Below are 15,138 nucleotides of genomic sequence, written 5' to 3' on the forward strand. Positions count from 1 at the left end.
ATGCAGCTGGGATAAAAAATTGTAAAACCACAGATTTAAACACATATGCAAGTTATATCATCAACAAATTCCCGGATCTGGTTTGATGAGGCTTTGCTTGACGCTGAGCCGGAACGCAGCTTTGACCCGCAGTATTGGCAGCAGCGGGGAGCGATTAGCGGTCAGGCCCGAGGACGCGGAACAACGTATTTTATCGAGACGCCCGTCTTGCCGATGGCGTTGCGTCATTACTGGCGTGGCGGCTTACTGGGAAAGCTTATTCGGGATCAATATATTTTCACCGGCTGGGACAACACCCGTTGCGCGCAGGAGCTCCGACTGTTGCAATTGCTGGCTGAGGGTGGGGTCCGGGTGCCGCGGCCGGTGGCGGCCCGGGCGGTGCGCTGCGGTTTCGGATACCGGGCTGATATTCTGACCGAAAAAGTGCCGGGCGCGCAGGATTTGGTGGCGGTGATGCAGCAGCGTCCAATGGCGCCCGCGGAATGGGCCGCGGTTGGTCAATTGATCCGGCAGATGCATGATCTCGGCGTCTGCCACACAGATTTAAACATTCACAATATACTATTAGATAACCAAGGACAGTGCTGGCTGATCGACTTTGATAAGTGTTCCCAGCGGAAAGGAGAGGTATGGAAGCAGCAAAACCTTGATAGGCTATTACGGTCCTTAAGAAAGGAACTTCAGCGTTTCTCCATCCTGTGGGTTGAGGATGATTGGGAAGCACTCATGGCTGGCTATCGCCATACTGTTCAACTTTAATTTTTATGACGAACAAATGAAGAATTTTATTATTTTATTGACCAACCGCGGGATTAAATTATTGGGCAACTGCTTTAAAGTGCTCTCTTATCCGTTCCACTGGTTGTTCCCGAAAAAACGATTTGAGATCCCGGTTTATTCGAAAGCGAAGATCAAAGCGGCGAATGATGCTGGGATCCCCAAGGTGATTTGGCAAACCAATTTCTCCAACCAATCCACCCTGCCGGTCTATCTGAACTATCTGTTCAACCGCCTGATGTCTTTGGATCACGACTACTATTATGTCAGCACCGAGGCGCGTCAGGAATTCATCAAGGCGAACGCCTCTGACGAGATCTACCAGAGCTATTGCCAAATCACGGACGGTGCCGCCCAGGCGGATCTATGGCGCCTGCTGACCCTGGATAAGCTGGGGGGGATTTATATGGACATTGACGCCTGTCTAGTGTGGCCGCTGTCCCGGATCACCCGGGGGAGAGAGCATGTCTTTATCTCAAATAAGCAGGACCGACAAATCACCAATTTTTTCATTGCGACGAAGCCGAATAACCCGGTGTTGCAGAAAACCATCGCGCAGGTGGTGAAGAATATTCAACACTATGATGCGCAGAAAGGGGTGTATTTTACGACCGGTCCGGCCGTGCTTGAGCAAGCGCTGGCAGGCGAGGATGCTTACATCAGAAGCTACCGCTATACCGCGATTCAGGGATGCTTTACCAATGAGTATTTTCAGTACATGGATAAGCCGCGAGGCAAGTGGATCCATGCCGATGCAAAAGATTTAATCAAGAAAGGGGCACCCAAGCCCTGAGTTCGGCGCATGTCTAGGCCAAGAAAGTCAGCTGCGGCTGACTTTCTTGTTTCTGGCCAAAATACACTGCCGGCAGGGGCTTCGCGGGCGAGGCCCCTGTCAGGTCCTGAGTTATCAGGATTATTGCGCTGTTAAGGTCTGTGAGATAGCCGCCAGGGTCTTCGCAATGGCCCCCTGGTTTTCTTCCAGCACCGCTCGTGCATTGGCGCCCATGGCTTCACACTGCTGCGTGTCACGCAATAGGGTGGTGACTTGTTGGGCTAACTGCGCCGCGTCTTCACAAACCCAGCAGCCGCCGCGATGGATCAACTGCTGGGCAATGTCCGTAAAGTTATAGTAGCTGGGCCCGGTTAATACCGGCTTGGCCAGGGCGGCAGGTTCCAGCATGTTGTGGCCACCCACCTTGTCCCCGATCAGGCTCCCGCCGACGAAAGCGATATCGGCCGCGGCAAACATCATCAGCATTTCCCCCATGGTATCGCCGAGGTAAATCTCACATGAGGCCGGGATTGGCTGATCGCCAGCATCCGTGCGCCGCATCAGTTGAAATCCATCCTGACGGCACAGTTGGGCGACGGCAGCAAAGCGTTCGGGATGGCGTGGCACCAGCATCAGCAGCGCGTCCGGGCATTGGGTTTTGATTTGCCGGAAGGCAGCCAGGATTTGTTCATCTTCTCCCTGGTGGGTACTGGCGGCAATCCACACCGGGCGTGAACCCAGCTGCCGACGCAGCGCGGCGCCTTGGCTGCGGATGGTGTCGCTGATGGTGAGGTCAAATTTCAGGGAGCCGGTCACCTGAACCTGTGATGGGCTGATCCCGAGCTGCTGAAAGCGCTCGGCATCATCCGGGTGCTGGCAAAGCAGCAGGTCAATGTTTGTGCGGGCGAGATCAAACAGCGGCTGGACTTTCCGGTAGCGCTGGCAAGAGCGTTCGGACAGGCGGGCGTTGAGCACGGTTACCGGAATACCGGTACGCTTGGCCTGGTGCAGGGTGTTTGGCCACAGCTCGGTTTCCATGATCAGCAATGCCCGGGGCCGGGTGATGTTCAGAAACCGGCGCACGGCCCAGCCGAAATCCAGCGGCATATAGCGATGTTCGGCAATATCTGCCAGCTTGGCGGCCTGAGCGGCGCCGGTGCTGGTGGTGGTCGTGAGTAGCAGTGCCTGGTTCGGATGCTGGCGGTGCAAGGCGCGGATCAGCTCGCTGGCAGCGATCACCTCGCCGACAGAAACCGCATGGATCCAGACAGGCCGCTGGCCTGTGAGCGGCGGACAGAAGCCAAAGTGTTCCCGCCAGCGGCGACCGACCGCGGGCTTGTCCGGATGAGCCCGGTATAGCTTGATCAGAAAGAACGGACAGGCCAGGTACAGCAGGGCCGAATAAAGGTATCTCAGCATCATGCTTGTGCTTCTACGTTGAGTTTGTGGATCGCGTCCACAACCCGCGACGGCATCAGCTCTTTCAGACATTTCAGGTGGCCGTAAGGACACTCGCGCTTGAAGCACGGGCGGCATTCGATATCGGTATGGAGGATGGCAACCTGCTCGGCGAGCGGCGGGGTGTAGTCGGGCGAGGTAGAGCCATACAGGGCGACAATTTTGGTGCCGACAGCCGCAGCAATGTGCATCAGGCCCGAGTCGTTACTCAGGACAATCCGGCACTTCGCCAGCAGGTCGATGGCCTCAACCAGCTGCGTTTGACCGGCCAGGTTCGCGCAATGCTGGCGATGTTCCGGCGCCAGCTGCGAAACGATGTCATTGGTTACGGTTTGATCTTTTTGTGAGCCAAACAGCCAGACCTGGAAACCGGCTTTAATCATGGCGTTGGCGACTTCGGCAAAATAGTGTTCAGGCCAGCGTTTGGCCGGGCCAAATTCAGCCCCCGGGCACATCCCCAGCACAGGACGCTCGTCACTGAGGCCTAACCGCGCCATTGAGGCGGCTTGTTGGGCGAGATCCACATTCAGTTTCGGATGCGGAATAGCCGGGAGGCAGCTGCTGTCCGCCATCCGGGCCTTGTTGTAGGCCAGGGCGCAGTAGCGCTCGACCATCAATCCGAATTGTTTTTTGTTGCTGCGCAGATCATTGAGCAGCCCGTAACGTGACTCCCCTTTCCAGCCGGTTCGGGACGGAATCTTGGCAAACAGGGGGATCAGTGCAGACTTGGCGGAATTCGGCAGGACATAGGCATGGGTATATCCGTGTTCACGCAGGGATTTCCCGATCTGGTAGCGGCCTGTTAAGTTGAATTCACCATGGCCAATCGGCATCTCGAGCGCCTGGTTGATTTCCGGCATGCGTTCCAGGAGCGGTTTACACCAGGCGGGCGCGATCACATCAATTGTGGCGTGTGGGTGCTGCTGCTTGAGGCTGGTATAAAGCGTCTGCGACATCACCATATCGCCGACCCAGGATGGGCCAATAATTAGTATTTTCATTTCACGTCGTGCCTGATGAGTCAATCTATCTGTTGTGAAGTTTATAAGGAAAGGCGGCGCTAATGAACGAATTTTTTACCTTCGAGGCTGGAGATTGGCTTCGCCGGATTACCACCGAGGATCAGATCGGATTCAGGAAATGCCCAGGTGACGTTGGCATTGGCGGACACAATACTGTTGTTGCCGATGGTGACGCCTTTGAGGATGGTGCTTTTGGCGCAAATCCATACATCGTTGCCGATTTGGATGGGCTGGTCCGGATTCAGGCGCTGATGATGTTGATCCACGATGCTGTGCTGATCGGTATCCATAAACAGGGTTTGCCAGGAAACAAGGCAGTTTCTGCCAAACTGTATTTTATGGTTACAGACGATGGTGGCCTCACCGGTGAAGTTGGCCCCTTCCCCGATCTCCAGGTGGCCGCGGATATCCAGTTTCGTCCCTGTGCCCAGTTTGACTTTGGGATGGAAGGTGATGCAGCCCTGTGGCGAGACGGCCCATAACGCGCGCGAACGGGCAGGGTCGGCGATTTGAACTTTGCCGAAGCCAATCCGGATTTTCCCGGTTCTGATCTGGCCGACGAGCTCAATTTTGCCGGACAGGCGCTCGATTTTGACACGATGGCTGACAATGAGCGGCAACTTGAGAGCCTGATTCAGCGGCAGGTAGTAAAAGTTAAATAATAGGGTTTTTGGGATAGCTCGCAGGTAAAAGTAGAGCTTTTTTAAGAATTTCATGTTTTCTCCGAATCTAAAAAGTCAGCTTTTCATCCCAGGTGATACCATCCTTGATGGCTTTAGCCGGGCTTCCCACAGCAAGTTTGTTGTCGCCGATATCTTTGGTGACCAGTGCATTCATACCAATGACACTGTGATCGCCGATAGAGGTTCCTTTGAGCACAGTGACATTATCTGCGATCCAGACATGTTCGCCAATGCAGATATCTTTGGCCGGATTGATTCGATGCCCATTTTGATAAATATCATGGCCATCACTGGTCATGATTTTAATATTTCTGGAAAACATGGCGTTTTTACCCACCGATAACGTGGTGTTAGCTTCACGACAGGAAAAGTAACACCGCTCACCGATGACGGACCCTTCATGAAAAATCATAGTGCAATTGTTACCGTTAATTTCCAAGCTGGATCCCTTGATATTGACATCATCTTTGATGATGAGTGTGTTATTTGAACCTTTGATGGAAATGTCACATTGTCGGATTCTGGAGTTGGATGATATATCTATATAATTATTCCCAGATATTCTGACTTTATTTCTTAATTTGAATAGTAAATTCATTTCGCCCACATTGGTCTGTTTTTCCTTTATCATATAGAAAAATAGATTAAAAAGGTAGGGTTTAAATGTGAGAATGTCTATATTTAATAGATGAAAGACACATAAACTGTGATATGTGGGTCACACATAGTTGGCATATAGGTTACAGTTAAAATTGTATATCTATTCTGATGGTTACATATTGATATTGACGTCGATTGTAGAGATGACTAAATTTGTTTGAGTTTTTCAGAGAGTAATTTTACCCGATTCATATATGTGATTAGATGGTGATTATCACATTGTTTTAATAAATCCCACTAATAAATGTAGCGATTTTGATGTAGGTGATTAACCCTCAGTGTGATACTGGAGTATTGGCTTGTTAAGTCATAAGTTTAATTCCTGTTAGCAAAAAAACATAAGTTGTTTTTGCTAACAGGAACGTATCATTTTAATCGCTTCGATAAATTATGATATTTTTTATAACTAAGATTTTTATTGATATATATCCCTTTGCTTATGGCAGAGAGATATCGATAAAAAATAGAAAAAACAGATTGTCTGATATTCTAATTGATTGGTATAAAACATACCAATAATGAAAAATGCTGCGATGACACATAATCCCGAATATTTGATGTTAGGTGTCGCGTGTAACATTGCGCGAGCGATTGACAATATTAGCATGATAAAAAGTCCCTCATAAATAATACCGAGCTTTAGCGAGGAATCTAAAATACCATTATGTGTGTCAGTATAAGAAAATATTTGTGTTTGAGTGATATCTGTATTGTTATTTCGCTCTATGGTAAAGCTTCTAAATTCATGCTCGAAATTCAACGGGCCTGAGCCAAAGAAAAATGCTTTAGGGTTGTTGTGAAGATTTTCTTCTGCAAATAATAAACCTGTACGCCAAATATTGAGGCGGGCTGAGTTCGATTGGTCTTTGGTGTTTACAATGCTGGCAACTCGTTCTTGGACAAGATTAAACTTAGAAGGAAATACAATAGTTAATAACGGTAAAATAACTAAGGCGGCAATAGCTACGCGATAAAAAATTTGACGGTTTGAGATAAGAAGGAAAAGTACGCTGATACCGAATGTTGCGAGCATGGGGCCACGTGAACCACTGATTACTAGACATATGTAGCCGATTATCAATAAGAATTTGAAAAAAAGTCGATTTTTCACACTTTCTTTACAGTCCAGCGATAAAGGTAGCAGAAATACTAGAAAGTAGGTCAAGACTTCTGACCAACGTCCGACGTCCAGAAAACTGCTGACCCGTTGCCCCTGCCAGCTTTCCAAGCTCACGGCATTATAGAGCGCGAGTAGGGCGGCGATGAGAAAACTGGCTATCATGGCGTGAATGGCAACGCGCTTATTTTCCGGTTTTCGGTTCAACAGGAACAGGCAAGGAATCGCGAGCAGAAATGCAGCCTTTCGGGCAAAGTAGAGGGTATCGGGGCCGGTTGTCGGGTAGATAATAGTCGACAGCAGGCCCACCAGATAGAGTCCGATCGCTAACAAGAAAACTTTGCATTTCACGACCTGATGGCGATATTCCTGGTTGGTGAAGCAGGCGCAGATAAAATACAGCAGGAGTAATCCGACAGAAATATTCAGACCGGCTTTCGAGGTAAACAGGGACAGCCCGAAAAAAGCAATGAGGGCTTTCTCGATCACCGCGACATTTATCGATGTCTTGATTGCCTGATTAACGTTCATCATAAATTAATTCTAGTGCCGTAATATGTGTTTCTGTACTGAAGTGTTGCGCCGCGCGGTGCTGGAGCGCCTGAGCCAGCGGTCTGAGCGAATCGATCTTACCGACCATGGTTGCCAGCGTGTCGGTAATCGCGGGGATATCCAGCGGGTCGGTGATGTAAGGGTAATCCTCGCCGAGAATTTCCGGGACCGCACCGGTGGATGCGCCCAGGATCAGTTTCCGGGCGGCCATGGCTTCAATGACCGTCAGGCCAAAGGCTTCCTGGTGCGAGAGAATCGCACAAATGTCCATCGCCGCAAGCATGTTGCCGGTATCCCGGCGAAAGCCGGCGAGGTGGATCTGTGATGCCATGCCGGACGAAGCGATCGCCTGTTGCATCTCGGCGACGATGCCATCGTCTGAACCTTGCTCCGCACTCAACCCGCCGACAATCAGTAAGTGCAACGGCTGGGCCGGATGCTGCTGGGTCAGGTTGAGAAAGGCTTCGAGCAATTCGCGTTGTCCTTTACCTTTGTCGATTCGCCCTACGGTGCCGATCACGATGGCATGCGGTGGAATACCGAGTTCCTCACGGATGGCGGCAATCTGTGCCGGATCATCAATGGCTGGGCGGATGTCGGTCCCGAGCCAGAGCCGACGGATTTTCTCCACCGGGACAGGAAGCGCTTTGATATTCCGTTGTTTGGTGAAATTGCTGATCGACAAGACCTGGTCGACATGCCGATAGACCCAGCGGTGATAGAGATCGTTTCTGGAGCTGGAGCTACCCATGTGCTCGGTAAAGATGACTTTGAAATCCCCGACGGTGTCGAGCAGGGCAGCAACAACGACATCGCCGGATTTGTGACAGTGGATCATGTCGACGTGGTGGGCCGCCAGCCAGCGTTTCAGGGTCACCAGCTGGGGCAGCACTGCGGCTTTGCTGTTGATTTCGAAAACTTCAAAGCCTTGTTCGCGCATTCCTTCGGCAACGCGGGTGCCCCGAATGCACAGCCCCAGTACTTTCCAGCCTTTTTCGATCAATTGCTTGCCGGTGCGAATGGGATACATCTCCAGTCCGCCCCATCCCTTTGACAGGCAGATATGTAATACTGCTCGGTTGTTCGCCATGTACTGAAATCTCTTGTGACCGTCGGCTGTCATTGTTTGTTTTTGATGATGGATGAAATCGTCATGAGCACGTAGGCTGTGCCGTTTGGGTCACCGTAAATATGTGCTTAGGGCGGTATGCTTTTGTTTATTTTTATTCGCCCAACAGACACGCGTCCCCTGTTACCAGGATGGCGTGATGCTTTGTGCAACAGGCGCAGCATACCACAAAGTTGCGTGCATTTTTTACTGAGTTCGAATGAGCGGCGTGACAGGCAGCGGTTGAAAACGATGGCATGACGGGTTCCGAAGTACCTCAGTTAAGCAAGCGGGAGGCCCGCTTGCCAACTCTATTTCCTGCTGCCTGCGCGCGTCTTACTGATCCAAAATCGTCAAATACTCAGCAACGCCCTCGGCGACCGACTTGAACTCGTGCGGGTAGCCAGCGGCACGGACCTTGGTCAGATCGGCTTGGGTAAACTTCTGGTAACGGCCCTTCAGGTGCTCCGGGAATGGAATTTCTTCGACGTTCCCTTTGCCGTGGTGTTTCACGACGGCTTTGGCGACTTCGGTGAAGGACTCTGCGGTGCCGGTGCCGCAGTTGAAGATCCCGGAAACACCTTGCTCCCAGAACCACAGGTTCATTTTGCAGACATCACCGACGTAGACGAAATCACGCTTGAGGTTTTCCGAGCCTTCGAACAGTTTCGGCTGCTCGCCCTTGCTGATTTGGGTGTGCAGGTGGAACGCGACTGAGGCCATGCTGCCTTTGTGCTGCTCACGCGGTCCGTAGACATTGAAGTAGCGGAAGCCGGTAATTTGCGACAGGGTTTCGCCGTGGGCTTCGGCATCCTGCCACAGGCGGCGGACATAGTTGTCGAACTGCTGCTTGGAGTAGCCGTAGACGTTCAGCGCGCCCTCATACGGTTTCTCTTCGATAAAATCGTGGTCACGGCCGCCGTAAGTGGCCGCTGAAGACGCGTACAGGAACGGGATCTGGCGCTCCAGGCAGTAGTGCAGCAACTCTTTCGAATACTCGTAGTTGTTCAGCATCATGTACTTGCCGTCCCACTCGGTGGTGGCAGAGCAGGCGCCTTCATGAAAAATCGCATCGATGGTGCCGAATTCATCACCGGCCATGATCTGGGTGATGAAGTCTTCTTTGTCCATGTAGTCGGCGATATCCAGATCAACCAGATTGGCGAACTTGGTGCCATCTTTGAGGTTGTCGACCACCAGGATGTCGTTACGACCCTGCTCATTGAGCGCTTTGACAATGTTGCTGCCGATCATGCCGGCGCCACCAGTTACAATAATCATGCGTCTTCCCGTATTTGATGCATTGGGACCACGGCCGCATCACTGCCACCGCGATGAATATTCTTTGTGATAACATTACACTATTGCCCTCGGGTGACGATAGTGAGAAGCAAATGAAGACCCGCGACAGAATTATTCAGGCCGCACTGACACTGTTTAACGACAGCGGTGAGCCTAATGTAACCACGAACCATATTGCCGCTCATCTGGGGATCAGCCCCGGCAATCTGTATTATCATTTTCGTAATAAAGAAGAGATTATACACAGTATTTTTGATGAATACGCTCAGGATTTACGGATTCGTTTCCAGCCTCAGGAAGCGGCGGCCGTAACCGCCGATAATCTATTGGGTTACCTGGATGCGGTGTTCATGCTGATGTGGCGTTACCGGTTTTTCTATGCCAATTTGCCGGATATTTTGCGCCGGGATCCGGCGCTGCAGCAGAAATATCTGGCGGCCCAGGAATCCCTACACGGCAACATCATGGCGATGATGAAGAGCTTCCGGGCCAGCGGGCTGCTGGATCTGGATGATGCGGAGCTGCTCAGCCTGGCCAATACCCTGAAACTGGTGGCCTCCAGCTGGATTTGCTACCAGACAACTCAGGCCGTCGGGGCCCAAATTACCAAGGCGGTGATTTACCAGGGCGTGCTGCAAATGCTGAGTATTGTTCGTCCGCTCACCACCGCCAAAGGCAAAGCGCAGGTCCTGATGCTGGAATCACACTACTGTGAGCAGGTGACCCGGGACGTGTGACGTCCTGGCGCTAGGGATAGAGTTCGGATAAGCGGACCAGCCGGACATTGTGGCCGGCCAGGGTCGGGAGTTGCTCAGCCAGGGTGCTCAAGGTCTCGGGGTAGGGGTGGCCGATCGCAATGGCATAGCCGTCCCGCTGAGCCTGCTTAATGGCCTGTTGGAGCTGATGACTGACGAACGCCGGGGTTCTGAGGTGGTCGAGAAAGACATGGCGGCGCAGGGCCACGACGCCCTGGCGGTTGGCCCGTTTGAGGGCGACTGATTTGGCTGTCGTTCGGCTGTCGAGAAAATACAGCCCCTGCTCGCGCAGCACTTCCATCACCCAGTCCATGGCCCGGATATCCTGGGTTAAGGCACTGCCCATATGGTTATTGACCGCCATGGCATAAGGCACCCGGCTCAGGGCGTGGCGCAGCGTGCGTTGTAAGTGCTGCCGTGACATCGCCAGGGTCAGGGTGGTTTGCTCAAGCGGTGCGGAGTGTTCAGGCTCCATCGGCATGTGCAGCAGAATGTCCCGGTGTTGCCCGCGGGCCAGGTAGGCCGTGTTCAGATCGTAAGGGGTATCGGGCAAAATAGAGATGCTGACTTCGGCCGGCAGGCGGGCCAGTTCAGCGGGCATTGCCTGGTAGCCCAGATCATCGATGACAATGGCCAGTCGTGCGGCAGCCAGCGGGCCCGGTAGCCAGAGTCCGCAGAGCAGAGAAACCCATATTGCAATCCGTTGCACTTCGTTCTGCTCCCTTGCCGTCTACCTCGTCAGCCAGCCTTGCGGATCGAGGGCGGTGCCTTTGCGGCGGATCTCAAAATAGAGCGCCGCGGTTTCCTGGCCCCCGCTGTCTCCCACCAACGCAATGGCTTCGTTCGGCTGTACCGTATCCCCGACTTTTTTCAATAAGGTCTGGTTATAGCCGTAAAAGCTCATATACCCTTTGCCGTGATCCACGGCGACCATCAGGCCGTAGCCGCGCAGCCAGTCAGCAAAGACAACTTTGCCACCATAAATGGCATTGACCTGGCTGCCTTTGGGTTTGTCGATCACCAGCCCTTTCCAGCGCAGTTCTCCTTGCTGCGGGCTGCCGAAGCGATGGCGGACCGTGCCTTTGACCGGCCAGGGCAGTTTCCCCTGTTGTCCGGCCAGGCCGTTCATCGCCACCCGGCGTGCGGCCTCGGCGGCCGCTTTGGCTTTGGCGATCTCGTCGACCAGGCGTTTTTCATTCTGCTTGAGCTCGGACAGGTACTGGGTATCTGACTTGAGCTGGCCTTTAATGGTGCGGACGGTTTTTTGCCGCTGCTGTTGTTCCCGCTCCAACTGACGTTTTTCGTCGGTAAGCTGAGTCAGTAAATCCTGCTGTTGCTGGCGTTGCTGAGACAACTGATGGGTTTTGAGCTGCAGCTCGGTTTTGGTCGCCGCCAGCTCATCCAGTACCCGGGCCCGGGCCTGGCTCAGTCGCTCGGCATACACCGTCATACGATCCAGGCGATCCTGATCGATACCGCTGAGTAAGGTTGCCAGCTGACTGTGTTTTCCCTGCCGGTAGTGGGCATTGATGAGCTCTTTGAGCATCTCTTGCTGGCCCAGCTGTTGCTGGAACAGGGCCTGTTGCTCTTGTTGCAGCGTCTGGATCGAGCGCTTCAGGGCGCTGACCTTGGTCTCAGCCTGATGAATTTTCCGGGCGGTTGCGGCAATGGCCAGCTCTTGTTGTTTGAGCGATTGTTGCAGCGTATTGATTTCTTTCTGCTTGCTTCCCAGCTGACTTTGCTGACGGGAGATTTCTTGTTTCACGCCGTCGAGCTGTTGCTGGCTGGCCGAAAGGGCTGGCGGGGTAAACGCCAGGCATAGCAAAGCGCCAGTGCTAAAAGCACTGGCGCGGAGCAGTTGGTTGAGGCGTTTGATCTGATCCCGCATAGGAGGGATTATTTCAGATCAAACAGCACCTGACCAGACATCTCTGACGGGATTTCCATATCGGACAGCGCCAGCATGGTCGGCGCCAGATCAGACAGCTTGCCGCCTTCTTTCAGGCTCAGGGCCTTGCTGCCGACGTAGATCAGCGGTACCGGCAGGTTGGTGTGCGCGGTGTGAATGCCGCCGGTTTCCGGGTTCACCATCATTTCGGCATTGCCGTGGTCCGCGGTGATCAGCAACTGGCCGTCGACTTCACGGATCGCTTCAACAATACGGCCGATGCAGCTGTCAACGGCTTCACAGGCTTTTACCGCAGCATCGTAAACACCGGTGTGGCCGACCATGTCGCCGTTCGGGTAGTTACAGATAATGGTGTCGAACTCGCCGCCCTTGATTGCGGCGACCAGTTTGTCGGTCAGCTCCGGCGCGCTCATTTCCGGCTGCAGATCGTAAGTCGCGACTTTCGGTGAGGCAACCAGCTGGCGTGATTCGCCGTCAAACTCGTTTTCGACCCCGCCGTTGAAGAAGAAAGTCACGTGGGCGTATTTCTCGGTTTCAGAGATCCGCAGCTGCTTCTTGCCTTGTTTTGACAGCCACTCACCCAGCGTATTTTCCAGGCTTTCCGGCGGGAAGGCGATCGACAGGTTAATGTCAGCCGCGTATTGGGTCAGCATCACGAAATCAGCCAGTTGCGGGAACTGAGCACGTTCGAAGCCGGCAAAGTCGGTTTCAAAAGTACGGGTGATCTGACGGGCACGGTCGGCACGGTAGTTCATGAAGATCACGACATCGCCATCGACCATGGCAGCATCTTCCTGACCTGCAGCACGGATCACGGTGGCTTTGACGAACTCGTCGTTTTCGTCACGGGCATAAGCGGCTTCCAGGCCCGCGACGGCACTATCGGCGGTGAAGTTTGCCTTGGCAGCGGTCAGCAGGTCGTAGGCTTGCGCAACGCGATCCCAGTTGTTGTCCCGGTCCATGGCGTAGTAGCGGCCAACCAGAGATGCCGTGCGGCCTTTGCCGAGCTTGGCAAACAGGGCGTCGAAACGCTCCAGTGATGCCAGGGCGCTGCGTGGTGGCGTATCACGGCCATCCAGGAAGCAGTGCAGGTAGATTTTCTCGGCGCCACGCTGGGCTGCCATTTCAACCGCTGCGGCGATGTGATCTTCGTGGCTGTGTACGCCACCCGGGGACATCAGGCCCATGATGTGGATCGCTTTGCCTGCGTTGATCGCTTTATCCATCGCGCCAACCAGGGCATCATTTTGGAAGAAATCGCCATCGGCAATGGATTTCGTAATCCGGGTCAGGTCCTGATAAACCACGCGACCGGCACCAATATTGGTGTGGCCAACTTCAGAGTTCCCCATCTGGCCGTCAGGCAGGCCGACATCCATCCCCGATGCAGAGATCAGCGTGTTCGGCTCGTTGGCGATTAGTCCGTCCAGAACCGGGGTGCTGGCATTGGCAATGGCGTTGCTGGTGTTGTCTTCGCGGTAGCCCCAACCATCCAGGATCACTAAAGCCAGTGGCTTCTTAGCAGACATATCTTGTCCTCTCGTAAAGTTAGAAATCTGAGTATTCAATTAGACCAATTACCTTAACCGTCTGGGCTGAGCGGGCAGACAGCTAAGGTGATTGATCCGGCTGATACGTAATTTTACTACAGATAATGGCCAAAAATGTAGGTCAGGATCAAACAACGCTGTAAATAGATTGTTATCTTCTTACGTAAAAATATATTCATTTCTGCCTTGAAGTGTAAGCCCTAAATGAGAGTTTTTTTCAATTTCATTGAAAGGTCGTGCCGAACAGGAGACGATGAGCGCGTATACTGCGAAGGGGATCCAGTGAGCGATGGCGCGGAATTACTGTTGCTTACTGTACAATAAGGTTGCCACGGGTATACTCAGGGTCCTTTTAAGCTGGAGTCTGGCCCTGGCCTCAGGTGTCTGATATTGAGAGAAATAGAGCGAAAATCATGCAGCAATATATCGATTTTGTTACAAGTAATCCCATTTTATCTCTGATTTGGGTTGGTTTGGTGGTGGCGATCATCGCGTCGTACGTCAAACAGAAGACAGCCGGCTACACGGTGGTGACCCCGAACCAGGCGACAGCACTGGCCAATCGTGAGAACGGTGTCTTTATCGATATCCGCAGCCGCGATGAATATCGTCAGGGCCATATTTCGGGCGCACTTCACATTTTGCCGAGCCAGATCAAAGAGCAAAACTTTGCTGAGCTTGAAAAGCACAAATCCGACCCAATCATTGTGGTATGCAAAACAGGCCAGACGGCGCACGAAAGCGCGAACCTGTTACATAACGCCGGGTTTGAAAAGGTCAGCCTGCTGAAAGACGGCCTGATCTCCTGGAATGAAGCCAACCTGCCGCTGATCCGCAGCAAATCAGGTAAAGGCAAGCGATAAGTATTCGGGCGGGGTGGCGCGTCCATCCCGCTTGACCCTTTGTGCAGTTCGTGACGATCCATCGGTGCGGCTGCGAATTTGAAAATCTCATGTAGTTGAGAGTGAGAGAAAAAGGACACGAAAATGGCTGAAGCAGCAAACAACGAAGCGCAACAGAACTTCCAGATCCAGCGTATCTTCCTGAAAGACGTCTCTTTTGAAGCGCCGAATTCACCAGAAATGTTCCAGAAAGAGTGGAATCCTGATGTGAAACTGGACCTGGATACCCAAAGCCGCGAGCTGGCTGAAGGTGTGTTCGAAGTCGTTCTGCGCCTGACGGTCACCGTGAAAAATGCCGAAGACACAGCGTTCCTGTGTGAAGTTCAGCAAGGTGGTATTTTCTCTGTCGCTGGCATGGAAGCGCCGCAACTGGCTCACTGCCTGGGTGCCTTCTGCCCGAACATCCTGTTCCCGTACGCGCGTGAAACGATCTCCAGCCTGGTTGTGAAAGGCACGTTCCCGCAACTGAACCTGGCACCGGTGAACTTCGATGCGCTGTTTATGAACTACCTGCAAAGCCAGGCGCAGGAAAACGCTGAGAACAGCGAAGCTTAATTCGCTGCGTGGCCGA

At 52.9% G+C, this 15,138-nt stretch carries 15 protein-coding genes; 5 read left to right on the forward strand and 10 right to left on the reverse strand.

Annotation, left to right across the window (positions count from 1 at the left end; all coding sequences use genetic code 11):
• The first annotated feature begins 45 nt into the window (after positions 1–45).
• Positions 46–759 (forward strand): 3-deoxy-D-manno-octulosonic acid kinase, encoded by a 714-nt coding sequence (locus VV869_RS11065; protein WP_337734992.1) that lies wholly within the window; start codon positions 46–48, stop codon positions 757–759.
• Positions 760–775: 16 nt separating this feature from the next.
• On the forward strand, positions 776–1,570 hold the full coding sequence (locus VV869_RS11070) for a glycosyltransferase family 32 protein (RefSeq protein ID WP_337734993.1): 795 nt from the start codon (positions 776–778) through the stop codon (positions 1,568–1,570).
• 120 nt (positions 1,571–1,690) lie between these two features.
• Here the strand turns inward: VV869_RS11070 and waaA are convergent, their stop codons facing one another.
• From waaA to rfaD, 7 genes are all read right to left on the reverse strand, one after another.
• A complete protein-coding gene (gene waaA, locus VV869_RS11075; RefSeq protein WP_337734994.1) occupies positions 1,691–2,971 on the reverse strand; it encodes a lipid IV(A) 3-deoxy-D-manno-octulosonic acid transferase in 1,281 nt (426 codons plus the stop codon).
• The gene (gene waaF, locus VV869_RS11080) at positions 2,968–4,008 is read right to left on the reverse strand and encodes a lipopolysaccharide heptosyltransferase II (RefSeq protein WP_337734995.1); all 1,041 of its coding nucleotides are present in this window, start codon (positions 4,006–4,008) and stop codon (positions 2,968–2,970) included. The genes waaA and waaF overlap by 4 nt, the downstream gene beginning before the upstream one ends.
• 59 nt (positions 4,009–4,067) lie before the next feature.
• Positions 4,068–4,745 (reverse strand): acyltransferase, encoded by a 678-nt coding sequence (locus VV869_RS11085; RefSeq protein WP_337734996.1) that lies wholly within the window; start codon positions 4,743–4,745, stop codon positions 4,068–4,070.
• Between the two features lie 13 nt (positions 4,746–4,758).
• Positions 4,759–5,319 (reverse strand): acyltransferase, encoded by a 561-nt coding sequence (locus VV869_RS11090; RefSeq protein ID WP_443147305.1) that lies wholly within the window; start codon positions 5,317–5,319, stop codon positions 4,759–4,761.
• Between the two features lie 468 nt (positions 5,320–5,787).
• Entirely contained in the window at positions 5,788–7,023 is a 1,236-nt protein-coding gene (locus VV869_RS11095) for an O-antigen ligase family protein (protein WP_337734998.1), read from the reverse strand.
• Positions 7,010–8,131: a glycosyltransferase family 4 protein gene (locus VV869_RS11100; RefSeq protein WP_337734999.1), complete on the reverse strand. Its 1,122-nt coding sequence runs from the start codon at positions 8,129–8,131 to the stop codon at positions 7,010–7,012. Before VV869_RS11100 ends, VV869_RS11095 begins: the two co-directional genes overlap by 14 nt.
• A gap of 354 nt (positions 8,132–8,485) precedes the next feature.
• Positions 8,486–9,430 carry an ADP-glyceromanno-heptose 6-epimerase gene (gene rfaD / locus VV869_RS11105; RefSeq protein WP_337735000.1) on the reverse strand — a complete coding sequence of 315 codons (945 nt, stop codon included), beginning with the start codon at positions 9,428–9,430 and terminating at the stop codon, positions 8,486–8,488.
• A 113-nt stretch (positions 9,431–9,543) separates the two neighbouring features.
• Between rfaD and VV869_RS11110 the strand changes: the two genes are divergently transcribed.
• Positions 9,544–10,188, forward strand: coding sequence for a TetR/AcrR family transcriptional regulator (locus tag VV869_RS11110; protein WP_337735001.1), 645 nt, complete (start codon positions 9,544–9,546; stop codon positions 10,186–10,188).
• A gap of 10 nt (positions 10,189–10,198) precedes the next feature.
• Here the strand turns inward: VV869_RS11110 and VV869_RS11115 are convergent, their stop codons facing one another.
• From VV869_RS11115 to gpmM, 3 genes are read right to left on the reverse strand one after another with little or no spacing between them, the layout of a single operon-like run.
• Entirely contained in the window at positions 10,199–10,915 is a 717-nt protein-coding gene (locus tag VV869_RS11115; protein ID WP_337735002.1) for a divergent polysaccharide deacetylase family protein, read from the reverse strand.
• 21 nt (positions 10,916–10,936) lie between these two features.
• Complete coding sequence (locus VV869_RS11120) at positions 10,937–12,094, reverse strand: peptidoglycan DD-metalloendopeptidase family protein (protein ID WP_337735003.1); 1,158 nt, start codon at positions 12,092–12,094, stop codon at positions 10,937–10,939.
• An 8-nt stretch (positions 12,095–12,102) separates the two neighbouring features.
• Complete coding sequence (gene gpmM, locus VV869_RS11125) at positions 12,103–13,644, reverse strand: 2,3-bisphosphoglycerate-independent phosphoglycerate mutase (RefSeq protein ID WP_337735004.1); 1,542 nt, start codon at positions 13,642–13,644, stop codon at positions 12,103–12,105.
• 434 nt (positions 13,645–14,078) lie between these two features.
• Between gpmM and VV869_RS11130 the strand changes: the two genes are divergently transcribed.
• Positions 14,079–14,528: a rhodanese-like domain-containing protein gene (locus VV869_RS11130; RefSeq protein ID WP_337735005.1), complete on the forward strand. Its 450-nt coding sequence runs from the start codon at positions 14,079–14,081 to the stop codon at positions 14,526–14,528.
• A gap of 123 nt (positions 14,529–14,651) precedes the next feature.
• Positions 14,652–15,122, forward strand: a complete 471-nt coding sequence (gene secB, locus VV869_RS11135) for a protein-export chaperone SecB (RefSeq protein ID WP_337735006.1) — start codon at positions 14,652–14,654, stop codon at positions 15,120–15,122.
• The last annotated feature ends 16 nt before the right edge of the window (positions 15,123–15,138 follow it).

It is taken from the genome of Photobacterium sp. MCCC 1A19761, assembly GCF_037389125.1.
Taxonomy (GTDB): Bacteria; Pseudomonadota; Gammaproteobacteria; order Enterobacterales; family Vibrionaceae; genus Photobacterium.